The 25,604-nt window shown below is 68.5% G+C and carries 22 protein-coding genes and 1 pseudogene; 10 read left to right on the top strand and 13 right to left on the bottom strand.

What is annotated here, in order from left to right; translation table 11 throughout:
• Positions 1 to 42 precede the first annotated feature (42 nt).
• Entirely contained in the window at positions 43 to 930 is an 888-nt protein-coding gene (locus C0481_RS10570) for a pentapeptide repeat-containing protein (protein WP_293403423.1), read from the bottom strand.
• 285 nt (positions 931 to 1,215) lie between these two features.
• Positions 1,216 to 3,702, bottom strand: coding sequence for a ribonucleotide reductase (locus C0481_RS10565; RefSeq protein WP_293403421.1), 2,487 nt, complete (start codon positions 3,700 to 3,702; stop codon positions 1,216 to 1,218).
• Between the two features lie 168 nt (positions 3,703 to 3,870).
• Between C0481_RS10565 and C0481_RS10560 the strand changes: the two genes are divergently transcribed.
• Positions 3,871 to 4,266, top strand: coding sequence for an NADH:ubiquinone oxidoreductase subunit NDUFA12 (locus tag C0481_RS10560; RefSeq protein ID WP_293403419.1), 396 nt, complete (start codon positions 3,871 to 3,873; stop codon positions 4,264 to 4,266).
• A gap of 2 nt (positions 4,267 to 4,268) precedes the next feature.
• Positions 4,269 to 4,931 (top strand): DUF2155 domain-containing protein, encoded by a 663-nt coding sequence (locus C0481_RS10555; RefSeq protein WP_293403417.1) that lies wholly within the window; start codon positions 4,269 to 4,271, stop codon positions 4,929 to 4,931.
• On the opposite strand, the gene aat is transcribed toward C0481_RS10555, so the two are convergent.
• The 4 genes from aat to C0481_RS10535 all read right to left on the bottom strand — a co-directional run bounded on the left by aat (position 4,871) and on the right by C0481_RS10535 (position 7,885).
• Positions 4,871 to 5,518: a leucyl/phenylalanyl-tRNA--protein transferase gene (gene aat, locus C0481_RS10550; RefSeq protein ID WP_293403415.1), complete on the bottom strand. Its 648-nt coding sequence runs from the start codon at positions 5,516 to 5,518 to the stop codon at positions 4,871 to 4,873. The genes C0481_RS10555 and aat overlap by 61 nt on opposite strands.
• Before the next feature lie 64 nt (positions 5,519 to 5,582).
• On the bottom strand, positions 5,583 to 6,935 hold the full coding sequence (accC, locus tag C0481_RS10545; RefSeq protein ID WP_293403413.1) for an acetyl-CoA carboxylase biotin carboxylase subunit: 1,353 nt from the start codon (positions 6,933 to 6,935) through the stop codon (positions 5,583 to 5,585).
• 4 nt (positions 6,936 to 6,939) lie between these two features.
• Positions 6,940 to 7,425, bottom strand: coding sequence for an acetyl-CoA carboxylase biotin carboxyl carrier protein (gene accB, locus C0481_RS10540; protein ID WP_293403411.1), 486 nt, complete (start codon positions 7,423 to 7,425; stop codon positions 6,940 to 6,942).
• A 10-nt stretch (positions 7,426 to 7,435) separates the two neighbouring features.
• Complete coding sequence (locus tag C0481_RS10535; RefSeq protein ID WP_183770249.1) at positions 7,436 to 7,885, bottom strand: type II 3-dehydroquinate dehydratase; 450 nt, start codon at positions 7,883 to 7,885, stop codon at positions 7,436 to 7,438.
• 87 nt (positions 7,886 to 7,972) lie between these two features.
• On the opposite strand from C0481_RS10535, the gene thiS reads away from it, so the two are divergent.
• The 4 genes from thiS to C0481_RS10515 all read left to right on the top strand — a co-directional run bounded on the left by thiS (position 7,973) and on the right by C0481_RS10515 (position 10,472).
• Positions 7,973 to 8,173, top strand: coding sequence for a sulfur carrier protein ThiS (gene thiS / locus C0481_RS10530; RefSeq protein WP_293403407.1), 201 nt, complete (start codon positions 7,973 to 7,975; stop codon positions 8,171 to 8,173).
• Position 8,174: 1 nt separating this feature from the next.
• On the top strand, positions 8,175 to 8,963 hold the full coding sequence (locus C0481_RS10525) for a thiazole synthase (protein ID WP_293403405.1): 789 nt from the start codon (positions 8,175 to 8,177) through the stop codon (positions 8,961 to 8,963).
• Entirely contained in the window at positions 8,963 to 9,613 is a 651-nt protein-coding gene (locus tag C0481_RS10520; RefSeq protein ID WP_293403403.1) for a DsbA family protein, read from the top strand. Before C0481_RS10525 ends, C0481_RS10520 begins: the two co-directional genes overlap by 1 nt.
• Before the next feature lie 61 nt (positions 9,614 to 9,674).
• Positions 9,675 to 10,472 (top strand): SDR family oxidoreductase, encoded by a 798-nt coding sequence (locus tag C0481_RS10515; RefSeq protein WP_293403401.1) that lies wholly within the window; start codon positions 9,675 to 9,677, stop codon positions 10,470 to 10,472.
• Here C0481_RS10515 and C0481_RS10510 read toward each other — a convergent pair whose 3' ends face one another.
• The 4 genes from C0481_RS10510 to C0481_RS10495 all read right to left on the bottom strand — a co-directional run bounded on the left by C0481_RS10510 (position 10,473) and on the right by C0481_RS10495 (position 17,049).
• A complete protein-coding gene (locus tag C0481_RS10510) occupies positions 10,473 to 11,963 on the bottom strand; it encodes an FAD-dependent oxidoreductase (protein ID WP_293403399.1) in 1,491 nt (496 codons plus the stop codon). It lies immediately after the preceding gene.
• A gap of 97 nt (positions 11,964 to 12,060) precedes the next feature.
• A complete protein-coding gene (locus C0481_RS10505; protein WP_293403397.1) occupies positions 12,061 to 12,813 on the bottom strand; it encodes a DsbA family protein in 753 nt (250 codons plus the stop codon).
• 51 nt (positions 12,814 to 12,864) lie between these two features.
• Positions 12,865 to 14,268: a M48 family metalloprotease gene (locus C0481_RS10500; protein ID WP_293403395.1), complete on the bottom strand. Its 1,404-nt coding sequence runs from the start codon at positions 14,266 to 14,268 to the stop codon at positions 12,865 to 12,867.
• A gap of 117 nt (positions 14,269 to 14,385) precedes the next feature.
• Complete coding sequence (locus tag C0481_RS10495) at positions 14,386 to 17,049, bottom strand: ribonuclease E/G (RefSeq protein ID WP_293403393.1); 2,664 nt, start codon at positions 17,047 to 17,049, stop codon at positions 14,386 to 14,388.
• 420 nt (positions 17,050 to 17,469) lie between these two features.
• On the opposite strand from C0481_RS10495, the gene C0481_RS10490 reads away from it, so the two are divergent.
• The 4 genes from C0481_RS10490 (at position 17,470) to C0481_RS10475 (ending at position 23,120) form a co-directional block, all read left to right on the top strand.
• Complete coding sequence (locus tag C0481_RS10490) at positions 17,470 to 18,663, top strand: N-acetylmuramoyl-L-alanine amidase (protein ID WP_293403391.1); 1,194 nt, start codon at positions 17,470 to 17,472, stop codon at positions 18,661 to 18,663.
• Between the two features lie 96 nt (positions 18,664 to 18,759).
• Entirely contained in the window at positions 18,760 to 21,144 is a 2,385-nt protein-coding gene (locus tag C0481_RS10485; protein ID WP_293403389.1) for a penicillin-binding protein 1A, read from the top strand.
• A gap of 76 nt (positions 21,145 to 21,220) precedes the next feature.
• Positions 21,221 to 22,343, top strand: a protein-coding gene (prfB, locus tag C0481_RS10480) for a peptide chain release factor 2 (RefSeq protein ID WP_293403388.1) whose coding sequence is annotated in 2 segments (ribosomal slippage) — positions 21,221 to 21,289 and positions 21,291 to 22,343 — 1,122 coding nt in all. Because the reading frame shifts where the segments join, the coding sequence is not laid out codon by codon here.
• Positions 22,344 to 22,412: 69 nt separating this feature from the next.
• Positions 22,413 to 23,120, top strand: coding sequence for a 2-phosphosulfolactate phosphatase (locus tag C0481_RS10475; RefSeq protein WP_293403386.1), 708 nt, complete (start codon positions 22,413 to 22,415; stop codon positions 23,118 to 23,120).
• 137 nt (positions 23,121 to 23,257) lie between these two features.
• On the opposite strand, the pseudogene C0481_RS10470 reads toward C0481_RS10475, so the two are convergent.
• From C0481_RS10470 to C0481_RS10460, 3 genes and pseudogenes are all read right to left on the bottom strand, one after another.
• Positions 23,258 to 23,620 (bottom strand): annotated as a pseudogene (locus C0481_RS10470) (polymer-forming cytoskeletal protein); the annotation flags it as partial.
• Between the two features lie 55 nt (positions 23,621 to 23,675).
• Entirely contained in the window at positions 23,676 to 24,839 is a 1,164-nt protein-coding gene (locus tag C0481_RS10465; RefSeq protein WP_293403384.1) for a M23 family metallopeptidase, read from the bottom strand.
• Between the two features lie 294 nt (positions 24,840 to 25,133).
• Positions 25,134 to 25,598 carry a peroxiredoxin gene (locus C0481_RS10460; protein WP_293403382.1) on the bottom strand — a complete coding sequence of 155 codons (465 nt, stop codon included), beginning with the start codon at positions 25,596 to 25,598 and terminating at the stop codon, positions 25,134 to 25,136.
• Positions 25,599 to 25,604: the final 6 nt, after the last annotated feature.

Here is a 25,604-nt window from a genome sequence, read left to right as displayed (position 1 = left end):
AGATACGGAAAAGGGGGCCGCCGGCCCCCTTTTTTGTGCGCTCTAGTCGAAGCTGGCGAAGTAGCGCGGCGGGGCCGGCGGCGCAGGGGCTGCGGGCGGGGGCGGCGGCGCAGGGCTGCGGCTGACGACGCGGACGCGGCCGCGATGGCAAGCCTTGGCGACCAGGCCGGGCGGGGCGCGGGTCGCGCCGTCGGCGCAGGCGTCGTCCAGCTGGTCCTGCTCCAGCCCCTTGGCGCGGGAGAGGTCGACCCCGGCGATATTGGCGCCGCTCAGGCTGGCGCCGCGGAAATCGGTGTTCACGAACGTCGCGCCCGACAGGTTGGCCGCAGACATGTCGGCGTCGCGGAACGAGGCATGATCAAAGGCGCCCGAGCCGAGGTTGGCGCCGGAAAGCGCGGCGTCACGGAAGTCGGCGGCCCGGCCGTTGGCCTTGGAGAAGTTGGCGGCCCGCAGTTCGGCGCCGCGCAACGAGGCGTTGGACAGGTTGGCCTTGCTGAAGACGGAGCCGGTGGCGGTCGCATCGCGCAGGTCGGCGCGCGCCAGGTTGGCGCCGCCGAAATTGACGCCGCGGGCCTCGACGTCGCGCAGCCGCGCATCGGTCAGCACCGCGCTGGTGAAGTTGGCGCCGACCATCTGGGCGTCGCTGAGGTCGGCCCGCGACAGGTCGGCCCCGCTGAAGTTGGCGCCGAGGAAGCGGGCGTCGCGCAGATCCGAGCCGACCAGCGCGGCCTGGGCGAAGTTGGCGCCGACGAACTGGGCGCCGGCCAGTTTGCGGCCCGACAGTTCGCACTTGGCGCAGGCCCCGCCGAACGTGACCATCCGCGCCACATCCTTGTCGCCCATGTTGGCGCTGGCCAAGCCGGGAATGGCGGCGAGCGCCACGGCGACCAGGGCGGAGAGGGCGGGCAGAGAACGCGTCAGACGAGGCATCGAAGCTTGGCGTTGTTGGTCCATGATGTGAGCATGTGCTCTCGACACCCTGTGGACGCTACTTAATTCGCGGTAATTGTCAGCGGCTTAGCTAGCAACTGAGGATGTGCGGGCCGCCCGGCAGGCGTGTGGAGCCGTCCCCACAGACCGGGCTCAGCTGTGCTTGGGACAAGCCGCATGCGCCAACCCACTCGACGCCGGAAAAATTGGCCCCGTTGAGTTTGGCGTCGGCGAAATTCTCCCCGCCGTCGTCCTCGGTGAAACCTGAGCTGGCGCCCCGCACGCTCAGCCGGTCATGTCACCGCCCTGCGGGGCGGCTCGGGTTCCGCAGGTCTCGCAGATCAGGCTGGCGCCCTTGCGGACCACGGCGATGTCGCCGCAGGCCGCGCAAACGTCGGCTTCGGCCGCCGGCGGCCGGGCCGCTGCGCTGGGCAGGAAGACCAGGTTGTCGGGCGCTGCGCCGCGGGCGAACCCGCGGGAGATGAAATGGCTGGCCGGTTGGGGGCCGTCCTCGTCGTCGGCCTTGCCGTCGCCCAGGCCGTCGGCGTTGAGCTCGCCTGGGTCGGCGTTGGCCAGGTCGTTGCGGCCTAGATAGGACACGCCAAGCTCACGGAACAGGTAGTCGAGGATCGAGGTCGCCGAGCGCACCGAGTCGTTGCCGGTGACCGGACCGGCCGGTTCGAAGCGGGTGAAGACAAAAGCGTCGACGAACTCGTCGAGCGGCACGCCGTATTGCAGTCCGATCGAGATCGCGATGGCGAAATTGTTCATCAGCGAGCGGAAGGCGGCGCCTTCCTTGTGCATGTCTATGAAGATCTCGCCGAGTTCGCCGTCTTCATACTCGCCGGTGTGCAGATAGACCTTGTGACCGCCCACGCTGGCCTTCTGGATGTAGCCCTTGCGGCGGTCGGGCAGCTTACGGCGGGTGCGATCGCGCTCGACGATGCGCTCGACGATCCGTTCAGCCTGCGGAGCGCGCGCCTCGGCTTCGGGTTCGCGGGCGATGCGGGGTGGCGGCTCGCTCGCCCTGGGCAGGTCCAGCACCAGGCCGGCCGGCGGCGCGGCGCGGCGCATCCGCAGGGCCTGGGCCTTGGCGCGGGCGGCCATGGTGATCACGCCGGCGGCGTCGGCCGGGGTGGTGTCCCACTCCAGTTCCAGGTCGGCCAGGGCGGGTACAGCCAGGGCGTGGGCGATCACCGCCAGCACGGCGAAGTAAGGTTCGGGGCCGAGCTCATCGGCGGTCTCGAACACCGCCTGTTGGGCCGCGGTGAGGAAGTCGGCTTGGGATAGGGCGCCTGAGCCGATGGCGTAGGCCTGGGCCTGGTCGATCTCCTCGTCGCTGAAGCCTGCGAGCTTGAGCACGTTGAGGTTGGGGTCGGCCAGGTCGGCGTCGGTGGCGCCGAGCACGTCGCAGAGGAAGCCGGCGTCGATGGCGGCGAAGGCCTCGGCCAGGGTGGCGGCCAAGGGCAGGGCGGCTTCGGCCTGGGCGATCTCGTGATCGGTGAAGCCGCGGGCGGCGAGGGCGGCGTGATCGACGCCGGGGGCCTCGGACAGGTCCAGACCGCCGAGCAGCCAGGCACGAGCCTGGGACAGGTCCGCGCCGAGCGCGGTCAGGCCGCACAGCGCGGCCTCGGTCATCACGCGGGTGAGCACGCCGTCCTCGGTCTGGGCGACCGTGACCGGGCCGAGCCAGGGCGCGGCGGAGGCGCTGACGCCGCCAAGCCGCAGCGCCAGTTCCGGATCGTCGAACACCGCCAGCCCGCCGTTGAGCTTGGCGCCCGACGCCACGCAGGCCGAAGCGGCGTGTCGGTAGAGATCACGGACTGCTGCGCGGCCGGCCTCGGAATCGTAGGTCAGGCCTTGGGCGACCAGCCAGTCGGCGACGCCGGCCAGACCGAGCGAGGCAGGCCGTTCGCCGCTGATCACGGCCAGGGCGCTCGCCAGCAGCGCGACGGCCGAAGCGAAGCTCGCGGCGTCGAAATCGTTCCCGGCCCCGAAGCCCATCAAGTTGACGGCCCCGCGCGCGCCGCCCCAGGCGCGGGCGACGCCCTGGGCGATTTCGGGGGTGAGGGCCACGGCGAGTGCGCCGGTTTCCCAAGCGGCAGCGGCGAGCGCCGGCTCGGACGTCCCGGAGAGGGCGCAGACCAGCTCCAGTTCCTCGATGGCGGCGAAGTCCGGTTCGGCGGCCGACCATTCGAGTTCGCCCGCCTTGGCCAGGGCGATGGCGTCGAGGATCATCGCATCGGTGGCGCCGGCGACGCGGGCGGCTTCGGCGCTGCGCGCGAGGCTGGCGTTGGCGCGCAGATCGGCGCAGGCGGCCGGGTCGCCTTCGCAGCGCAGGATGGAATCCATCACCGCCTGGAGGCGGGCGCCCATCTCGCGGGCGGCGGCTCTCGCCATGGCGCGGCCGCGATGCTGGGCGCGCAGGGCGTCGATGGCGGGGGCGCAGTCGTCGCCGGACCGGACGACGGGCGTCGCCGGATCGGGGCGCGGCCAGGACAGGGCGATCTGGCCGGCGAGAATGGCCGCGCCCAGATCGCGGCGGAAAGCGGCGCGGGCGCGGGCGGTCTCGAACAGGCCGGCCGAATCGCCGCGCTGCACGAGATCCTCGGCGAAGCGGAACACGGCGGCAGGCAGATCGGCGCCTTCGTCCAGCCAGTCGAGCCAGGCTTCGACCCGTGCGTCGGTCCATGACGCAGGGGCCAGAATCTCGGCCACGCTGGACGCGCGCTCGAGCGTCCGCCGTTCGATCCTTGCCGCTTCTACGCCCATATCCGGTTCTCCCGACGGCCGAGTCTAGCAGCGTCGTTAATGCGGGCAATAGATGTTGCGGTTCAGGGGGCGCCTATCCCCAAGATATTGCGAATTTCGCGCGGCTGGACGGTGGGCGGCCGGGCGCCTATAGTCCGCGCGCTTCCTGTCTGTCTGGAATTCCCAAACGTGCTCAAGAATATCTTCACCTGGTGGAACGGCGCGACCATCGGCGTCCGCAACACGGTTCGCGGCGGCGTCTTCATCGGCAAGGATGAGCTGGGCAACAGCTACTACGAAGCCAAGGATGATCGGACGTCGTACGACAAGGGCCGCAAGCGCCGCTGGGTCATTTACAACGGCTATGCCGAGGCCTCGAAGGTCCCCGCCGACTGGCACGGTTGGCTGCACTACACCTTCGATGAGCCGCCGACCAAGGCGCCGCTGAAGCGCCAGCCCTGGGAAAAGGACCATCTGCCGAACCTGACCGGCACCGTGCACGCCTGGAAGCCGCAAGGCTCGATCGCGCGGGGCGGCGAGCGTCAGAAGGCGTCGGGCGACTACGAGGCCTGGCGGCCGGAATAGGCATGTCGCGCGGCCGCACCCTTGCCGGATTGGCGATGCTGGGCGCCCTGGCGGGCGCCGGCATGGTGAGCGCGCAGCCGACCACTCAGAGCCAGCCGCCCCTGTTGCAGCCGCCGCCCGCGGCCCAGCCGTCGCCGCTCCCAAACGGCCCTGTGACGCCGCCCGCGCAGCCGCCGCCGGCGCCTGAAGAGGCCCCGCCGACCCAGGTGGCGCCGCCGCCGCCGGTCGCTGCGCCACCGATCGCCGCCGAAGAGGTCGAGCCGGCCCCGGCGCCGAAGGCCCAGGTCGCCGCCAAGCCAGCCGAGGCGGCCAAGCGCGCCCGCTACGACGTCGCCGTCATCCAGGCGTTGGATAAGGTCTCGGCCGAGTCCATGCGTTTCGAGGCCGCCGTCGGCCGACCCGTCCGCTACAAGAACCTGGTGTTCACGGTGAAGGCCTGCGAGCGCTCCGCAGCCGACGAGGCGATCGAAGACTCGGTCGCGCACGTGACCGTGGAATCTCAGCCGCGCGCCGCGCCCGGCAAGCCGACGCCGCCGCCGCGCCAGGCGTTCCGGGGCTGGATGTATGCGTCCTCGCCGGGCCTGAACCCGCTTGAGCACCCGATCTACGACGCCTGGCTGATCACCTGCAGGGCGGCCGCGCCGGTTCCGACCGCCGCGCGCTGAAACGAGGCCTGCGCCTCCAGGGCGCGCGCCAGTCGGCGGTGATACTCCCCCCGCGGGATCTCCACCGCGCCGAAGGTCGACAGGTGGTCGGTGATGAACTGGGCGTCGAGCAGCTGGAAACCGTCGCTGAGCAGCCGCGCGACCAGATGGACCAGCGCCACCTTCGAGGCGTCGGTGCGGCGGCTGAACATGCTTTCGCCGAAGAAGGCCCCGCCGAGCGAGACCCCATAGAGACCGCCGACCAGTTCGTCCCCTAGCCAGCATTCGACGCTGTGGGCGTGGCCCATCTCGAACAGCTGGGCGTAGAGGTCCTCGATGACACCGTTGATCCAGGTTTCGGTGCGGCCGGGCTTGGGCGCGGCGCATTCCAGAACTACGCGTGAGAACGCGGTGTCCATGCGGATGTCGAAAGGATCGCCGCGCACGGTGCGGGCTAGGCGGCGCGAGACGTGGAAGCCATCCAGCGGAACGACACCGCGCTTTTCAGGGTCGATGAGGAAGACGCGATCGTCTTCGCGCGCATCGGCCATCGGGAACACGCCGCGGCCGTAGCACTCCAGGAGCTCGCGGGGGCCGAAACGTTTCATGGCGGCAGCTTAGCCGATCAGGGCGCGGTTTCCTCCCCCGCTCGCGCGGGGGAGGAGGATGCGGTCAGGCCTCTTCCTGCTGCGACTTCATCCAGCGTTCGAGCCAGTGGATGTTGTAGTCGCCGGAGAGGAAGTCGGGCTGCTGGAGCAGCTCCTGGAACAGCGGGATCGAGGTCTCGATGCCGCCGACGACCATTTCGCCTAGGCAGCGGTTGACGCGGGCGATGCATTCTTCGCGGTCGCGACCATGGACGATCAGCTTGCCGACCAGACTGTCGTAGTAGGGCGGGATCGAATAGCCGGCGTAGAGCGCGCTATCGAGGCGCACGCCCAAGCCGCCCGGGGCGTGGAAATCGCTGACCAGGCCGGGCGATGGCGTGAAGGTCTTCGGGTTCTCGGCGTTGATCCGGCATTCGATGGCGTGGCCCTCGAACACGACGTCTTCCTGCTTGAAGGACAGCGGCAGGCCCGCGGCGATGCGGATCTGCTCGCGCACCAGGTCGATGCCGGTGATGGCCTCGGTGACCGGGTGTTCGACCTGCAGGCGGGTGTTCATCTCGATGAAGAAGAACTCGCCGTTCTCGTACAGGAACTCGATGGTCCCGACGCCGAGGTAGCCGATGGCCCTGATCGCATCGACCACCACCTTGCCGATCTTGGCGCGGCCGGCCGCGTCGATGACCGGCGAGGGGGCTTCTTCGAGCACCTTCTGGTGGCGACGCTGCAGCGAACAGTCGCGTTCGCCGAGGTGGCAGACATTGCCGAACTTGTCGGCGATGACCTGGATCTCGATGTGGCGCGGGGTCTGGAGGTAGCGCTCCATGTAGACCGCGTCGTCGCCGAAGGCGGCCTTGGCCTCGGCGCGGGCGGTGGAGACCGCCTCGTAGAGGTCTTCCTCGGTCTGAGCGACCTTCATGCCGCGCCCGCCGCCGCCAGCGGCGGCCTTGATGAGCACGGGGAACCCGATCTTCTTGGCCGCCTCGAAGGCTTCTTCCTCGGTGGTCACGGCGCCATCGGAGCCGGGCACCACGGGGATGCCCGCTTCCTTCACCGCCTGCTTGGCGGTGATCTTGTCGCCCATCATCTTGATGTGGTCAGCGGTCGGACCAATGAAGGTGAAGCCGTGCGCCGCCACGATCTCGGCGAAGCGGGCGTTTTCCGACAGGAAGCCGTAGCCCGGGTGGATCGCCTGAGCGCCCGTGATCTCCGCCGCAGCGATGATCGAGGGGATGTTCAGGTAGCTCTTGGCGGCGGGAGCCGGGCCGATGCAGACGCTTTCGTCAGCCAGCCGCACCCACATGGCGCCGGTGTCGGCCTCGGAATGGACCGCCACGGTCGAGATGCCCATTTCCTTGCAGGCCCGGTGGACCCGCAGGGCGATCTCGCCGCGATTGGCGATGAGGATTTTGTCGAACATCGACCTACTCGATGACGATCAGCGGTTCGCCGAATTCGACCGGCTGAGCGTCCTGGACGATGATCTCGACGATCTTGCCGCCGCGGGGCGCGGGGATCGGGTTCATCGTCTTCATGGCTTCGACGATCAGCAGGGTCTGACCAGCGGTCACGGTGTCGCCGACCTTCACGAAGGGCGGGGCGTCCGGCTGCGGCTGCAGGTAGACGGTGCCGACCATCGGCGACTTCACGACGTCGCCCTTGCGCTCGACTGCGGCCGGGGCCGCTTCGCCGGCCACGGGAGCGGCGGCCGGAGCCGGGGCGGCAGCGAACGCCGCCGGAGCGGGGGCGTACTGGACGGCGGCCGGGGCGGCGGTCTTGGCGACGCGGATCTTCAGGTCGTTGTGCTCGACTTCGATCTCGGTCAGGCCGGTCTCGGTGAGAATGTCGGCCAGTTTGCGCACCAGCCGCGCGTCGATCGGGTCGGCGGGGGCCTTCGGACTGCTAGCCATTTGATAATCCTTAGTTTTGGCTTTGACGGGCCAGGCCCGCGGCGGCCTCGACGGCCAGTTCGTAGCTCGCCCCGCCGAAGCCGGAGACGACCCCGGTGGCGACGAGGGACACATAGGTTTCACGGCGGAACGCTTCGCGCGCCGCCGGGTTGGACAGGTGACATTCGACCACAGGAATATCGAGTGTCTTCAGTGCGTCCAGCAGGGCCACGGAAGTGTGACCATAGCCCGCGGGATTGATCACAACGGCGCAGGCCTCCGTCCGGGCTTCCTGCACCCAGTCGATGAGTTGGCCTTCGTGGTTGGATTGGCGGAAGACCACGGCATGACCGAGGGCGCCGGCGCGGCGTTCGCAACGAGTGCGGACGTCCTCCAGCGTCTCCTTTCCGTAAATCTCCGGCTCCCGGACCCCCAAGAGGTTGAGGTTGGGCCCGCTAAGCACATAGATCGGTTTCGACATTCGGCTCCGCCGTCGATTCCGCCGTCTTGTAACGGGCGGCGGCGGGGGTCACAAGCATTCGGAAACTCCAAGCTTCACGAGGGCGTCATGACGCTGACCATTAACGGGGAACAAAAGGCCTTCGGCGGGATGTCGAGCGTGGCCGCCCTGGTGGCGGAACTGGGCCTGGATCCGCGCAAGGTGGCGGTGGAGCGCAACCTGGAGATCGTACCGCGATCGGCCTATGGACAGACCGCGCTCGCCGACGGCGACCGCATTGAGATTGTGCATTTTATCGGAGGCGGCTGACATGGACGGGTCTACCCACAAGGAAGACACCTGGAGCGTCGCGGGCCGGACCTTCACCTCGCGGCTGATCGTCGGGACGGGGAAGTACAAGGACTACGCGCAGAACGCCGCCGCCGCCGAGGCGGCGGGCGCCGAGATCGTCACCGTGGCGGTGCGGCGGGTGAACCTGTCCGACCCGAACCAGCCGATGCTGGTCGATTATGTGAAGCCCGACCGCTTCACTTTCCTGCCCAATACGGCCGGCTGCTTCACCGGCGAGGACGCGATCCGCACCCTGCGCCTGGCGCGCGAGGCGGGCGGCTGGGACCTGGTGAAGCTGGAGGTGCTGTCCGACACCAAGCACCTGCTGCCGGACATGGAAGAGACCCTGCGGGCGCTGAAGCTGCTGGTCGCCGACGGCTTCCAGGTGATGGTCTACTGCTCTGACGACCCGGTCTACGCCAAGAAGCTGGAAGACGCGGGCGCGGCGGCGATCATGCCGGCGGCGGCGCCGATCGGCTCGGGGCGCGGCATCCAGAACTTCCTGAACCTGGGACTGATTATCGAGCAGTCGAAGGTGCCGGTCCTGGTTGACGCAGGGGTCGGCACAGCGTCCGACGCCACCCTGGCCATGGAGACCGGCTGCGACGCGGTGCTGATGAACACCGCCATCGCCGGGGCCCAGGACCCGATTCGTATGGCGGTAGCCATGAAGCACGCCGTGATCGCGGGGCGGGAAGCATTTTTGGCAGGACGCATGCCAAAACGTATGTATGCTGATCCATCATCCCCGTTATCCGGTCTGATCTGATGAGCCTCGGCGTCGACGTCTACTGGTCCTTCCGCAGCCCTTATTCCTACCTGGTGGTCCCGCGCTTGCGGGAATTGGCTGAGACCTACGACGTCGACGTCCGGATGCGGCCGGTCTATCCGCTGGCCGTGCGCTCGGAGGGGTTCTTCACCAAGCAGGACCCGCTGTTCGTGCCGTACCTGGTGCGCGACGTGCGGCGGCTGGGGGACTTCCTGGGCCTGCCGCTGGTCTGGCCGAACCCCGATCCGGTGGTCATCGGGCAGAACCTGAACGGGGCGGCCGAACAGCCGCACCTCGAGCTGCTGATGCCGCTGGGCGTCGTCGCCGCGCACAAGCCCCAGGCCCTGGCCTTCTACGACGAGGTCTCGCGGCTGATCTGGAACGGCCAGGACATGCCCTGGAACGAAGGCGACAAGCTGGCCCGCGCGATTGAGCGGGCAGGGCTGGATATGGCGCAGATGCAGGCCGAGGCCGCCGGTAAGACGGACGAGATCGCCGCCGAGATCGAGGCCAACCAGGTCGCTCATCGCGAGAGCGGCCATTGGGGCGTGCCGACGATGGTTTTCGACGGCGAGCCGTTCTTCGGGCAGGATCGCTTCGACGTCCTCGTGTGGCGGCTCAAACAACGCGGCCTGCGCGAGCGCGGCTGAAGAATTCAGCGGCGTTCCGTGGCGGAAGGCGCTCTAGGCTCCTCGAAAACAGGAGGGGCGCATGGGCAAGTCCAACGGTCGCAAGTCCATCTTCATCACGGGCGCGGCCTCCGGCATGGGGCGTGAGACGGCCAAGCTGTTCGCGGCGAAGGGCTGGTTTGTCGGCGCCTACGACGTCAATGAGGCCGGGCTGAGCGCGCTGGAGGCCGAGCTGGGCCCTGACAACTGCGTGGTCCGCCAACTGGACGTCACCGAACGCGATGACTACCGAATGGCGGTCGCGACCTTCGGCGAGGCCACCGATGGGCAGATGGACCTGCTCTACAACAACGCCGGCATCGGCCGGGGCGGCCCGTTCGCCGAGCAGCCGTTCGAGGACGTGATCGCGGTCGTCCAGGTCAACCTGATGGGCGTGCTGATCGGCATCCACGAAGCGATCGGACTGCTGAAGGCGACGCCGAATTCGCTCTGCTTCACGACCTCGTCGTCCTCGGCGACCTTCGGCATGGCCAACATCGCGGTCTATTCGGCGACCAAGCATGCGGTGAAGGGGCTGTCCGAGGCGCTGTCGGTGGAGTTCAAGGCCTATGGCGTGCGGGTCGCCGACGTGCTGCCGGGGGTGATCGATACCCCGATCCTGCCGCCCGGCGTGGCTGAAGCGGCGCCTAAGGAGGGGATGTTCCGGGCCATCCCGCCGGTCGAGGTCGCGAAGGTCGTCTGGGAGGCCTATCACGCCGACAAGCTGCACTGGTACGTGCCGCCGGAGCTGCTCGAACTGGACAAGGCCGCGACGCTGACGCCGGAGGCGGTGCGCGATCAAATGGCCCAGGGCGGATTGTTCAACGCCCCCAGCGAGTAGCTAGGCCTGGATCATGTCGACATCTGCGGCCAGGCCAAGCGACTGGAACATCTCGGTCCGGCCGGGGCCGGGCTTGGGCGGATAGGCATCGGCCTTCTGATCTCTGCGGGTGAACCAGTAGCGCAGAACCTTGGCCAGGTTGTCGGGCCGCTTCAGCCAGGCGGAGGGGTGTTCCAGCATATGGAAGCCGCGCAAGGCCTCGCGCAGGAGGTCTGCGTCCGAGCGGATGGCTATGTTCACGCCGTCTTCCAGGAAGCTCTTGATCAGCCTGCTCCGCAGGCTGGGGCGATAGCCGGGCGTCAGTTGCTGGCGCGCCCGGCGGATCGCGGCGCGGTCCTGGTCGCGCATGTTGAGATAGTAGGGCCGCAGGTCGTCATTGATCCTGGCCTGGAAAGCTTGGATGCGATCGGCGGCGTCACCAGTCGACACGATCACGTCGCGCAAAGCGTAAGCCGTGATCGCCGCGAACGAGCAGCCCCGCCCGTAGAGCGGGTTGGTGCGCACCAGCGCGTCGCCCACAGGGAAGTAGCCGAGCAGCGGCGCGATGCCTTCGCCGGCGACCTGCCGCCAGCGACTATGCAACTCGCCCATGCCGAACACGCGGCTGACGCCCTCGGCGACCGCCGGGTCGACCCAGGGCGCCAGGCCGGGGAGGCGCGCGCAGATGGCGTCGAACACCTCGGGCCGCACGATGGCCTTGCGCAGCTCCATCTCGGGCTCGGGCGTGCAGAGGGTGATCGAGAAGCAGCCGTTGTCGGCGGGGAATAGGCCGAACTTGAGAAAGCCGAGATCGCCAGTGCCGCCGGCCTTAGTGCGCTGCGGCTCCTGCGCGCCGGCCAGCAGGCGATAGTGACGTGTGAAGTAGACGATGCCGGCGCTCTCGCTCTCTTCAGGGATCGCCGCGCCTTCCTCGACGAGTTGCTCGACACAGGACGAGGTGCGCCCGCTGGCGTCGATCACCAGGTCGCCGATAATGTCGCGCGCGCCATCTGCGTCGGCGACGGACGCGCCGACCACCCGCAGGCCCTGAGGATCGTGCTGGGTCAGCAGCTTGCGGACGAAGGTCTCCGAATCGATTCGGACGTTTGGATAGCGCTCGACATAGCGGCGGATCACCAACTCCAGCGTCGTACGCCGGCTGGTCAGGACCACGAAATCGCGGTCGGCGGCCTGGGGCCTGTAGGCCTGGCGATGCAGGTCGGTGAGCATCCGCTCGAAGCCGAGTTCGCGACAGCCGGCGGCGAGCAGGTCGGCGTGCAGTTCGGGGTGCTCGTTGCGGATGATGGTGCGCAGCCGGGCCAGGAAGGCGTGGCTGTGGCGCAGGTGCCCGACGCCGCGGCGGGTCCAGTCCGTGAAAGCGTTATCGGCGCCGCCGCGCGGCGGCGCCGGGTCACGTTCGAGAATGACGATATCGCGGCCTGTCGGCGCCAGCGCCAGCGCTGCGCATAGGCCGCCGATACCAGCTCCGATGATCAGCACTCGTTCGTGCATTCGGCTCGCCGTGGTCGGACGGACAGACTCTCAAAGCACTCGAGAGGAGCCTAGCTGCGTCGCAGGGCGACGCAAAGCCCGAGTTTGGCGAGGGGTTTTAGCCCTTGTCGATCTTCGGCGAGGGGACGGTCTTGAGCTTGCCGGTCTTGGCTTCGGCGATCGCCGCGCGCAAGGCCGGCATGTCAGCGCCGGGGATGATGCGGTCGCCGACGATGAAGGCCGGGGTGCCTTCGATGGCCAGCCCCTGGGCCAGCGCGCGGGTGTCGGCGATGTGCTTTTTGACCTCAGCAGACGCGCCGCCGGCGCGGGCGGCGGCCGGATCGACGCCGACGGCGCGCAGGTGGCGGTCGATCGCCGCCTCGTCCAGCGCCTTCTCGGCCATGAAACGCTCGAACAGCTCGATGTTCTTGGGCATGCCGGCGGGCGACAGGGCGACCTCGGCGGCCAGGTTGCTCTCGGCCCCGAAGATCGGGAACTCCTTGAACACGAAGCGAACGTCGGGGTTCTCCTTGATCAGCTTCAGCACCTCGGGCGCGCTGACCTTGCAGTAGCCGCAGCGGTAGTCGAAGAACTCGACCACGGTGATCGAGCCGTTCGGGTTGGCCACGAAGTCGCGCGGGTCGCGCTCCAACTGATCGCGGTACTTGGAGAGCGAGGCCTTGGCGGCCTCCTGGGCGGCGGCCTGCTTGTTCTCCTGCAGCTTCACGACCGCCTCCTCGATCACCTCGGGGTGAGCGAGCAGGTAGGCGCGGACCTTCTGGCCGAAGTCGTCCTCCGGCTTCTGGCAAGCGGCGAGGGGCAGGGCGAGGGCGGCGCAGGCGACGAGAACGCCGCGGGAAATCTTGGTCATGTCAGGCCAATTAGGTGAGAAGCGTGGCTTTGCGAAGGCCTTTCGGCCCGCTCAGCGGGAGGAACGGCGATTGATCGAACCCTCGGACGCCAAGTCCTTGAGGTCGTCCTTGCTGGGGTTGGAGGTGAGGACGATGTCGGTGGCGCGCCGCCATTCAGGGGTGTCCTTGTCGAGCTTTTCCCGGGCGCGCATGGCGAAGACCCGCGCCTGGTTCGCATCGCCCGTCGCGAAGAAGTACTCGCCGGTGGCCAGGCGGGCGAGGCCCTCCTTGCCCTGCTTGTCGTAGGCCTGGGCCAGGATCCGCCAGGCGGTGGCGTTGTCGTGTTCCTGGGTCAGGGCCTTGCGCAGTTCGCCGACCCCTTCCTCGATCTTGGCCTTGTCCTCAAGCGCGATCAGGGTCTGGCCCAGGTTGACGCGCAGCAGCGGCGCATCGGGCTTCAGTTCGACGGACTTGCGCTGCGGGGCCTCGGCCTCCTGGGCGCGGCCGAACTCGAACAGCACCTGGCCCTTCAGCTCCCAGAGGTAGGGATTGTTCGGCTGCTCGGTGAGCAGGGCGTCGATCAGCTTCAGCGACTGATCAGGCTGCTTCATCTGGTAGTAGGCGATGGCCCGGGCGTAGCGGGCCGGATAGGACGCGTCCTTCTCGCCGTACTTGGTGATGGCGACGGTCGGGTTGATGAACCCATCCAGCTTCGCCTTCATGATCTCGTGCTCGGCGATCGCTTCCGGCGTGTCGGGCGTGTCGTAGTGGGCGTTCTGCTCGACCCGGTGGCGAAGCGCCTCGATCCGCGAGGACGACAGCGGGTGGGACCGGAAGTAGGCGAAGCGGCGCGCTTCCTGGAAGACTTCCTGGTAGCGGAAGTTGTCGAAGAAATCGACGAGCCCTTTGCCGGACAGACCGGCGCGCTCAAGGATCGCGGCCCCAGCCTGGTCGGCGCGGCTTTCCTGTTCGCGGCTGTAGCCCATGGCGCCCAGGGTGCCGAAGTAGCTGGCGCTGCCGATCAGACCTGCCGCCCCTTCGCCCGAGCCGGCGAGCGCAGCCAGGACGCCCAGCCCCATGGTCAGCAGGAACGGCGTCATGCCAGCGGCGGTCATTTCGCCTGAGCGAGCCGAGTGGCCGGCGGCCAAGTGGCCGACTTCGTGGGCGATGACGCCCTGCAGTTGGTTGGGGTTTTCCGATTCAAGGATCAGGCCGGTGAAGACCCCCATGGTGCCGGGGCCGGCGAAGGCGTTCAGGTCCTTCGAACCAATCAGCAGGATCTCGATGGATTTGGAATCAACGCCGGCGGCCTTGAAGATCGGCTCGGAGTCCTTGCGAAGAATCTCTTCGATCTCGGTGTCGCGAATGAGCGACATGCCTTCCTCGGCGCGGGCCGGCGCGGCCTGCAGCGTCAGGCTTAGCGCCGTTACAGCGGCCAGAGCGATTCTCGAGACCGAACGGGCAGGGGACACCATGCCGAACAACTCCAAGCGCCCCCCGCAAAGCCCCAGATTTCGAAGCCTAACGCGCTTCAGACGGACTGGAAACCGGCTCGCATGGCGCGAGCCGGTTTCCGTTGTCACAGCCCAGAGTTAGCCCCGGCGCCACCAGCCCTTTTTCGGGACCGGCGGGGGCGCATTGATCTCGTTCGGATCAGGCTCGCGGGCGACCGGCGCGGCCGGCGCCGGTTCGGGCTCAGGGGCCGTTTCTGGCGCGGCCTCGACGACGACCTCGACCGGAGCGGCCTCAACCGGGGCGGCTTCGACCACCGCTTCGGCGGCCTCAGCGGCGGCCGACGCCTTGGTGCGACGCGCACGCGGCTTCTTGGCCGGCTTGGCTTCCGGCTCGGCCGCGACCGGTTCGGGCGCGGGTTCCGGTTCGGCGACGGCTTCGACGACCTCGACCGCTTCGACGGCTTCCGCCGCCTCGACGACCTCGGCCGAGGCCTCAGTGGTCTCGGCCTTGCCGCGGCCACGACCGCGGCGCGACCGGGCCTTCTTCGGCTTGTCGTCGACGGCCGGCAGTTCGACCCAGACGTCCAGATCGACGTCCGGCTGGTCGTCGGTCACGCTCGGCGCCGGGGCGACAGCTTCAGCCGCGGCCGCGACCGGAGCCGGGGCGGCGTCGTTGGCCGGAGCCTGAGCCGGAGCCGGCGCGCGGGCCGCCGGGAAGTCTTCCGACGGATCGTGCCAGACGAAGGGATCGTCGCCGTACGGCACCCAGGGACGGGTCCAGGCGAACATGTCGGCCGGACGACCATCGTCGCGCATCCGGCGACCGCCGCGGCGACCACGACGACGACGGCGGCCGCCGTCTTCGTCGTCGCGGGCCTCACGCGGCTCGCGGGGCGGGCGTTCACCGCCCTCGCGGGCTTCGACCGGCTCGCCGTCACGGCGGCCACGGCGGCGGCGGCGGCGGCCGCGGCGACCGTTGCGGTCATCGCCTTCGCCTTCATGGTCCTGGAAGCGGTGCTCGGCCTCGTCGTCGTCGGTGGCCTCGCGCTCGATGTCGGCGTCTTCTTCGTCCTCCTCGACGTCTTCTTCGTCCTCGAAGGCTTCGTCGTCGAAGTCGTCTTCAACGGGCTGATAGGGCTGCAGCGGGACGTGCTGGATCGCCGCGTGCTCAGGCCGGGTCTCGCTGGCCGTGCGCTCGATCTCGTGATCGGCGTGCGCCAGGGCGTCGTCGATGACGATGGTGATGAAGAGGCCAAGGCTCTCGTGAATGCGCGCCAGATGGTTGCGCTTTTCGTTGAGGATGTAGAGGCCGACGGCGCGCGGCACCTTCAGGGTGGCTTCGCCGCCGCCCTTCAGAGCCTCGATCTCCACGGCGCGCAGGGCGGACAGGGCGCTCGACTCGACCGAGCGCACGCGGCCGGTGCCGGCGCAATGCTCGCAGACGTGTGTCGTGCCTTCCAGGACGCCTGAGCGGCGGCGCTGGCGGCTGATTTCCATCAGGCCGAAGGTCGAGATCTTGCCCATCTGGACGCGGGCGCGGTCGTCCTTCAGCGCGTCCTTCAGCTTCTTCTCGACGGCGCGATTGTTCTTCGACTCATCCATGTCGATGAAGTCGATGACGATCAGGCCGGCCAGATCGCGCAGCCGGAGCTGGCGGGCGGCCTCTTCGGCCGCTTCCATGTTGGTCTTGAGGGCGGTGGCCTCGATGTTCCGCTCGCGGGTGGCGCGGCCGGAGTTCACGTCGACGGCGACCAGAGCCTCGGTCTGGTTGATCACCAGATAGCCGCCCGAACGTAGCGGCACGACCGGCGAATAGATCTGCGAGAGGTGGTCTTCGACCCGATGCTTGACGAACAGCGGGGTCGGCTCGCGGTAAGGCATGACCTTCTTGGCCTGGGACGGCATCAGCATGCGCATGAACTCACGCGCTTCCTTGAAGCCGGCCTCGCCCTCGACCCAGACCTCGTCGATGTCCTTGTCGTAGAGGTCGCGGATCGTGCGCTTCACCAGGTCCTCTTCCTCATAGATGAGGGCGGGGGCCACGGAGTGCAGGGTGGTGTCGCGGATGTTCTCCCACAGGCGCAGGAGGTACTCGTAGTCGCGCTTGATCTCGGCCTTGGTGCGCTTTGCGCCGGCCGTGCGCACGATCAGGCCCATGCCGTCCGGCACGTCCAGGCTCTGGACGACGCCCTTCAGGCGCTTGCGATCGGTCGTGGCGGTGATCTTGCGGCTGATGCCGCCGCCGCGGGCGGTGTTGGGCATCAGGACGCCGTAGCGGCCGGCCAGCGACAGGTAGGTGGTGAGCGCCGCGCCCTTGTTGCCGCGCTCTTCCTTGACGACCTGAACCAGCATGATCTGCCGGCGGCGGATCACTTCCTGAATCTTGTAGCGGCGCATCAGCCGGCGACGACGACGCGCGACCTCTTCTTCCATGACATCGTCATCGTCGGCGTCGACGGCGTCTTCATCCTCGTCGTCGGACCCGCGGGCCCGCGACTCGGCGATGTCGTCCTCCTCGTCTGCCTCTTCGCGCATCAGCGCTTCGCGGTCGGCGACGGGGATCTGGTAGTAGTCGGGGTGGATTTCGTTGAAGGCGAGGAAGCCGTGGCGGTTGCCGCCATACTCGATAAAGGCCGCCTGCAGCGACGGCTCAACGCGCGTCACCTTGGCGAGATAGATATTGCCTCTGAGTTGTTTGCGGTTCTGGCTCTCGAAATCGAATTCTTCAACACGCGGTCCGTCGACCACCACGACACGCGTCTCTTCGGCGTGTGCGGCGTCGATCAACATCTTCTTGGACATCAAGTACGTCTCCGAGGCGCGCCGCGAGCTCTCGGCTCGGGCGCCGCCGGTCTGTCAGGAGGGCGCGCACGCCACCGCCCATCGCAATGCCGGAACCGGCAAGGCGGGCGGTAGGCCGAAATTGGGCTCGAGCGGCGCTGCCCATTGGTGTGTTCCCAGGCGCGCCCAATCATTAGGCGCGGATCGGATGGCGCGTGGTCGCCGAAGGTGGCGAAGCCGACGCGGGGTGTGTCGCGCGGGCCGCAGCCTTGCGACGCAAGGCGCGCACGGTCCAGCGCGGGCGGACATTGCAACACTGGCGGCAAAAAGGAAAGCCGCCGCGCCGCAAAGCGGTGGCGTAAGGACGCGGTTAACCGTTTGTCCACGCCGCCGCGGTCTATATGGGTACGACGGTATAAAATGTGTAACGGGGCTGCGCGTATGGGCGGCAGGTTCAGGATCGGCGGACGAAGCGTGCTGGCCACGGTCGGCGCCGTGGTCTGCTGCCTGGCGATCGTCGCCGGAGCGCAGGCGGCCGGCGCCAAGGCAGACATCCTGAAGGTTCGCCTCGGCGGAGACCGCGCCGAAACCCGCATCGTCATCGACCTCGACAAATCGGCGACCGGCAAGGTGGCCTCGGACGGGCAGGGCGACCGCCGGGTCGTCCTGAGTCTTCCAGGGGTGTCGGTCGACAACCAGCTGCAGGGCGGGGGACTGGGCCTGGTGAAGGCCTGGGTGGTGGACGACTCGGCCGGCGGCGCGCGGCTGCGCATCGACCTGGCCGACGATGCGGTGATCAAGCGCCGCTTCCTGCTGCCGCCCGCCGACGGCGTGGCCAACTATCGCTATGTGATCGACCTGGCGGCCAAGGCCCCGGCGAACGTGAGGGTCGCCCAAGCCGCCGCGGGCCCGCGTTTCATCTCGGCCCCGGTCAAGACGACCAAGGCCGCGCTGCCGCTTAAGAAAGTCATCGTCATCGACGCCGGCCACGGCGGCAAGGATCCGGGCACCAAGGGCGCCGACGGCAACGAGAAGGACGTCACCCTGGCCGCAGCGCGGGCGCTGAAGAGCCAGCTGGAAAAGAGCGGCCGCTATAAGGTCGTGATGACCCGGGACGCCGACGTCTATGTCGATCACGCGGTGCGCGTGCAGGTCGCCCGGCGCGCCGACGCCGACCTGTTCATCTCGCTGCACGCCGACTCGGGCACCGATCCCAGCCTGCGCGGGGCCAGCGTCTATACGCTCGCCGACCGCGCGACCTCGCGCTCGGCCAAGTTCGTCAGCAAGGACGACTGGTTCATGCAGGCCGGCAGCCATGGCGATCATGGGGTTTCGACCATCTTGCTGGACCTGACCCAGCGCATGACCCGCAACCGTTCGGCCACCTTCGCCGAGGTGCTGCTGGAGCGGGTGAGCGACCACCAGCCGCTGCTGCGCCGCAGCCACCGCGAGGCTGGCCTGGCCGTGCTGCTGGCCCCGGACGTTCCGGCCGTGCTGCTGGAGATGGGCTTCCTGACCAACGCCGCCGACGAGGCGGTGCTGCGCGATCCGGGCAAGCGCACCCGGCTCATGGGTTCGGTCGCCGAAGCCATCGACGACTATTTCGGCCAGCCGACCAAGCTGGCGTCGAACTGACGCCGCGCCACGCCGACGCAGGGCCGTTGGCGCCCGGCGCGATGCACGCTAGACCAGCCTGAGCGGACGGGGCGCGCCCCGCGGAGGTCGGTCAGTTTGAAGCCCCCCGAGAGATGGATCGCGATCGCCGGCGTGACCGTGCTGAGCGCAGTCGCGTTGGCGGGGTTCGCCATCGCCATCTATGCGGCGTGGCTGTTCCACGACATGCCCGATGCGTCCGACCTGGCCGACTATCGTCCGCCCACGGCGACGCGCGCCTACGCCTGGGACGGCGTCCTCATCGGCGAGTTTTCGCGCGAGCGCCGCATTTACGTGCCGTACGACAACATGCCCCCGCAGCTGGCCCAGGCGTTCCTGGCCGCTGAGGACCGCAACTTCTTCAGCCACGGCGGCGTCGACGCCATGGGCCTGACCCGGGCGATGATGAAGAACGTCATGAACGCGGTGAACGGCCGGCGTCTCGAGGGCGGCTCGACCATCACCCAGCAGGTGGCCAAGAACGTCCTGCTGACCAGCGACGCCACGGTGGGCCGGAAGCTGAAGGAAGCGATCTTGGCCGGGCGTCTGGAGCAGACGCTCAACAAGGAGCAGATCCTCGAGCTCTATCTCAATGAAATTTGGCTCGGCTACCGCTCGTACGGCGTCGGTGCGGCCGCCTACAACTATTTCGGCAAGTCGATCAGCGACCTGTCGCTGGCCGAGTGCGCCTATCTGGCCTCGCTGCCCAAGGGCCCCGACAACTATCACCCGATCCGCCGCAAGGCGCAGGCCATGGCGCGCCGCAACTGGGTGCTGGACCAGATGGCCGAACTGGGCTGGGTCAGCCGCGCCGAGGCCGAGGCGGCCAAGCGCGAGGACCTGAAGGTCCAGAAGGCCCCGACCCGGGCCAAATACCGCGACGCCGACTTTTTCGTCGAGGAAGTGCGCCGGCGCGGTCTGGCGACCATGGGCCAGCGCCTCAACGAGGGCGGCTATTACATGCGCACCACCCTCGATCCGCAGCTGCAGACGGCGGCGCGGGTGGCGCTGATGAACGGCCTGGAACAGTACGACCGCCGCCACGGCTGGCGCGGGGCCTGGGGCCACGTCGACACGGCCGAAGGCTGGGAAGCGGTCGCCAAGCAGAAGAGCCCGCCGTCGGAACGGCGCGGATGGCGCGCGGCGCTGGTCACTGACGTCTCGGGCGGCAACGTCCGGGTGCGGGTGGCCGGCGAGGGGACCACCGGCTCGATCGTCGGCCAGGACGTGGCCTGGGCCCGGGCCGGCAAGGGGCTGCGGTCCGGCGACCTGGTGTTCGTCGAGCCGGTCGAGGGCGGCGGCGGCTTCCGGCTGCGCCAGATCCCGGCGGTCAATGGCGCGCTGGTGGCGATGGAGCCTTATTCCGGCCGGGTGCTGGCGATGGTGGGCGGCTATTCGTTCTCGCTGTCGAACTTTAACCGCGCGACCCAGGCGATGCGGCAGCCGGGCTCGGCCTTCAAGCCGATCGTGTACGCCGCGGCCCTGGAGAACGGCTACACGCCGTCCAGCGTGGTCATGGATTCGGCGATCACCCTGCGCGGCGCCGGCGGCCAGGCCTGGACGCCGGAAAACTACAACCGCCGTTACTACGGCGCGCTGACCCTGCGGCGCGGGCTGGAACTGTCGCGCAACGCCATGACGGTGCGGCTGGCCCAGGGCGTGGGGATGCGGAAAATCAGCGACCTGGCCGTGAAGATGGGTGTCGCCAAGCGCATGGACAATGTGCTGGCCATGGCCCTGGGGGCGGGCGAGACCACGCCGTTCAAGCTGACCGCGGCCTACGCCTCGTTCGTCAACGGCGGGCGACGGATCGAGCCGCACCTGATCGAACTGGTCCAGGACCGCAATGGCGAGACCATCTTCCGCGCCGACAAGCGCGACTGCCCGCGCTGTCTGGCCGGTTTCAATGGCGACGAGAGCCCGCGGATCGCGCCGGGCGGCGAGCAGGTCATGGATCCGATCACCGCCTATCAGGTGACCTCGATGCTGCAGGGCGTGGTCCAGCGCGGTACGGCGACTTCGGCCCTGGTGCTGAACCGCCCGGTCGGCGGCAAGACCGGCACCACCAACGAGTACCGCAGCGCCTGGTTCGTCGGCTTTACGCCGCAGATCGTGGCCGGCGTGTTCGTCGGCTTCGACGACAACCGCAGCCTGGGCGAGGGCGAGACCGGCACCCAAGCGGCGGTGCCGATCTTCATCGAGTTCATGCAGGCGGCGGCCAAGGACTTGCCGAAGGACGAGTTCAAGGCGCCCAAGAACGCCAAGTTCGCGACCGTGCGCGGCATCCGCGAGGCGTTCCGCCCCGGCACCGAGCCGAAGGTGGTCGTGGCGCCGGCCGGCGGCATGCCGGCGGGCGGGCCCCAGCCCTACAATCAGGTTTGGCCCGACGGGCAGCTCACGACGCCGGCCCCGTCCGCCGCGCCGCCACCAAAGAAGCAGGACGACATGAGCGGGCTGTACTAGCCGCCCGCCATTGTCATGCGCCCCTTCGCGCGCTATCTGCCCGACCCCCAGAACATTTCTGGTTTCGGAGATTCCCATGAGAGTGGATGTCGAGGCCGCGAAGGCCGACATCGAGCAGTCGATCGACTTGCTCAGGAGGAGACTTTGACTGGGAACCGGCCCTAAGAAAGCTCGATGAGCTGAACGCCCGCGTCGAAGACCCGACCCTTTGGGACGACGCGGCGGCCGCCCAGGCGATCACTCGCGAACGCGCAAAACTGGCCGCGTCCGTCGAGGCCGTGCAGTCGCTGGAACGCGACCTGGCCGACGCCATCGGTTACGCCGAGATGGCCGACGAGGAGGGCGATGAAGCCACCCTCGATGAGGCCCGCGAACAGCTGAAGGCCATCAAGGAGCGCGCTGCGCGGGCCGAGTTGGAAGCCCTGTTGTCGGGCGAGGCGGACGGCAACGACGCCTTCATGGAAATCAATTCCGGCGCCGGCGGCACCGAGTCCAACGACTGGGCCGGGATGCTGATGCGCATGTACACCCGTTGGGCCAACGCCCACGGCATGAGCGTCGACTTCCTCGAAGAGACTTCGGGCGAACAGGCCGGGATCAAGTCGGTCACCCTGCAGATCAAGGGCCCGAACGCCTATGGCTGGCTGAAGAGCGAGGCGGGCGTGCACCGGCTGGTGCGCATCTCGCCGTTCGACGCGGCGGCCAAGCGGCACACCAGTTTCGCCTCGGTCTGGGTCTATCCGGTGGTCGACGACACCATCGAGATCGACATCAACCCGTCCGACGTGCGGACCGACACCTATCGGGCGTCCGGCGCCGGCGGTCAGCACATCAACAAGACCGACTCGGCCGTGCGTCTGACGCACATTCCGACCGGCGTGGTGGTGGCCTGCCAGATGGGCCGCTCGCAGCACCAGAACCGCGACGAGGCCTGGAAGATGCTGCGCGCCCGGCTCTATGAGCTGGAACTGCAGAAGCGCGAAGCCGAGGCTCAGGCGATGAACGACCTGAAGACCGATATCGGCTGGGGCCACCAGATCCGATCCTACGTCCTGCAGCCGTATCAGATGGTCAAGGATCTGCGGACCAACGTCGAAACCTCCGACACGCAAGGCGTGCTGGACGGCGATCTCGACGAATTCATGGGTGCGGCCTTGGCGCAGCGCGTGGGCAGCACGCGTGATGGGGCGGGGGCCTAGGGAGCCCGCTCCACAGCCACGTTTGCATTTGCCCCGGGAACGGCGTTCGATCACCGCCGGAGGCGCGTGATGCAGAAGGTCCATTGCGAGTGGGGACTGAACGGGGTCGCGCTGCTGCGCGACCGGGTTGCGGTCGTGGTGATCGTCGATGTGCTGTCGTTCTCGACGGCGGTCGACGTAGCCGTGCACCGCCAAGCGCGGATTCACCCTTTTCCGTACGGCGACGAGGACGCGGCGCGGGCCGAGGCCGAGCGGGTGGGCGCGCGGCTGGCGGCGAGCCGCAAGGCCGGCGGCCAGCTGAGCCTGTCGCCCGCGAGCTTGATGAAGCTCAATCCGGGCGAGCGCCTGCTGCTGCCGTCGCCGAATGGATCACGGCTGTCGCTGGCCTGTGGGCGGGCGAGCGTGCTGGCCGGCTGTCTGCGCAACGCCGCGGCGGTGGCGGCCAAGGCCGTGGCCTTGGCCGAAGGGCGAGACATCGCGGTCATTCCGGCCGGCGAGCAATGGCCTGACGGCTCGCTGCGGCCGGCGATCGAGGACCTGCTGGGCGCAGGGGCGGTGATCGAGGCGATCGGCTTCGACGGCGAACCTGAGGCGGTCGTGGCGCGGCACGCCTTCCTGAGCGCGCGTCCGCACCTGGAGGCGACGCTCCGGACCTGTCGGTCGGGCGTGGAGCTGATCGAGAAGGAGCACGCGCTCGACGTCGACATCGCCGCCGAGTTGAACGTCAGCCACTGCACGCCGCTGCTGAAGAACGGCGCCTACGAGAACGTGGCTTAGGCGCTTTAGCCTAATACCGCTCACCCCGGCGAAAGCCGGGGCCCAAGCGGCGCTTGAGCCATGGCCGAATGCCGCGGGTTTGCTTTCGGTTCAGCTTGGGTCCCGGCTTTCGCCGGGATGAGCGGCGCCTGGCCGCTCTACGCGCTCTGGACTTCCGGCTCAGGCGCGGCGAGCGCGACCGGCGCGGGGCGCTGGAACTTCAGGCTGCGGCCCTGGAAGAAGGCGCCGGTCTCGACCGACAGCTGCTCGTGGGTGATGTCGCCGTCGACGTAGGCGGTCCCGAACAGGCGCACCTGCTTGGCGGTGACGGTGCCGATGATGCGGCCGCGGATGTCGACGCTCTCGGCCTGGATCGAGCCTTCGATGTGGCCGGTGTCGCCCAGGGTCAGGCGGCCGACCCGGACGTCGCCGCGGATCACGCCGTCGACGTGCAGTTCGCCTTCGCCGACGATGCCGCCTTCGATCGTGAGGTCCTGGCTGATGAGGGAGGCCGGCTTGGGGGCCTTGCGTTCGCCGGTCGTGGCCGACAGGGACGTGTCGGAGGTCTTCTCGGGCTTAACCGCCTTGGAGAACATAATCGCCAGCCTTTACGAAACGCGACGGGTTCTGGGCCCTACCATTGACCCAGACCTCATAGTGCAGGTGCGGCCCGGTGGACCGGCCCGTGGAACCCATGCCGCCGATCCGGCTGCCGACGGTCACGCGCTCGCCCGGTCGCACGCCGATGGCTTGCAAGTGGGCGTAACGGGTCTTGAAGCCGCGACCGTGGTCGATCTCGATGGTGTTGCCGTAGCCCGAGCGCACGCCGGTGAATGAGACCACGCCGGGCGCGGTCGAATAGATTGGCGTGTTGGTCGGGCCAGCGAAGTCGAGGCCGGAATGGAAAGCCGGGCGGCGGGTGAACGGGTCGAACCGCACGCCATAGCTGCTGGTCTGCGCCGCGGCGGTGGTCGGACGGGCGAAGGGCAGCTTGGCGGCCGCATCGACAAGCGCGCCGGCTTCGGAAAGGTTGGTCGCCGCATGCTGAATGCGTTCGGCGAAGTCCTCGTCGACATCGAGCACGGCGGCCAGGGCGCGCGGATCCTTGGCCTCGATCAGCGGGCCGCCCAGCGAACCGCCCTTGGGCACGAAAGACGACGGGGTCAGGCCGGCGAGGCGAAAGGCCAGCCGCAGCCGGTCGGCGCGGGTCTTGGCGAAATCGTCGGCGGCGTCGATCAGGCGTTCCTGGCCGGCGCGGACCAGTTCGATGCGGCGGAGCGGGCCGACCTCGGCCGAGGCGCTGGTGGCCTTGGCGATGGCCGGGGCGAGCGCGGCCTGGGCCCCTGGCTGTCCCTTGAACTCAGTCAGCAGAATGGCGAGCGCGGCGTGGCGGTTCTCGACGCTGGCGGCCAGGGCCCCGATGCCGCCCTCGGCCTGGTTCAGCTGCACCATGGCGCTGTTGAGGCGGGCTTCGCGGTCGGCGACCAGGCGTTCGGACTTGGCCTGCATGCGGGCCAGCTGCTGATCGTGGCTGGAGACCGCCATGGCGTTGACCATCATCGCCGCGGTGCTGACGCCCATCCAAAGCGCGCCGGCAGCGACCCCGCCGGCGATCGCCATCTGGCGGCCGGTGGTCAGGACGAAGGAACGCATTTCACCGCCAGAGCGGATGTAGAGGTGTCGCTCAGGGAACAGCTCTACAAGCGATCGGCGAAGGCGCGCGAAGCGTGTCATTCTCACCGTATCGGCTACGAAACTCGGGGAACGGCGCGATATGCAATGAGAATTGGCGCACGTGCAAGCGACTTCGCGCTGCAACGTACGCGAGCCGAGCGGCGGACGAGTCTGGCTGATCGTGGTTAACAGGGCCTGAATGGCCGCGCTAGATCACGATGCTCTGCAGCGCAGAACCTTGGCTGGATAGTGGTTCGGCGCGATAAATCTACAACATCGGGGAGGGCGGCCGGTTCCGTCCGGCCGCTGTGGTCAGGCGTCGCGCTGCGGCGACCGGCCGCAGCGCGCCAAGCTTAACAATCAAAGGGATTGCGCGGCTTTCAACACCTCGGCGGCGTGGCTGGGGACGCGGACCTTGCGCCAGATTCGCGCCAGCTTGCCGTCCGCGCCGATCAGGAAGGTCGACCGTTCGATGCCCATGTACTTGCGGCCGTACATGTTCTTTTCGACCCAGGATCCGTAGGCCTCGATCATCGCGCCCTCGGGGTCTGAGGCCAGCGGAACAGCGAGGTCGTACTTGGCTGTAAACTTCGCGTGACTGGCGACGCTGTCCTTGGAGACGCCGAGCAGCGCGACCCCGGCCTGGGCGAAGTGGGCGGCCAGGGCGGTGAACTCCTGGGCCTCCTTGGTGCAGCCGGAGGTGTCGTCCTTCGGATAGAAGTAGACGACCAGCGGCTTGCCGGCGAAATCAGCGAGCTTCACCGGGCCTTGCGCGCCCTGCAGTTCGAAGTCGGGGGCGCTCGCGCCTTCGGTCAGTGCGGACATGTCGGT

This window comes from Phenylobacterium sp., from assembly GCF_013822795.1.
Lineage (GTDB): Bacteria > Pseudomonadota > Alphaproteobacteria > Caulobacterales > Caulobacteraceae > Phenylobacterium.
The sequence above is the reverse complement of the archived record's forward strand: the minus strand, read 5'-3'. Positions and strand labels throughout refer to the sequence as shown.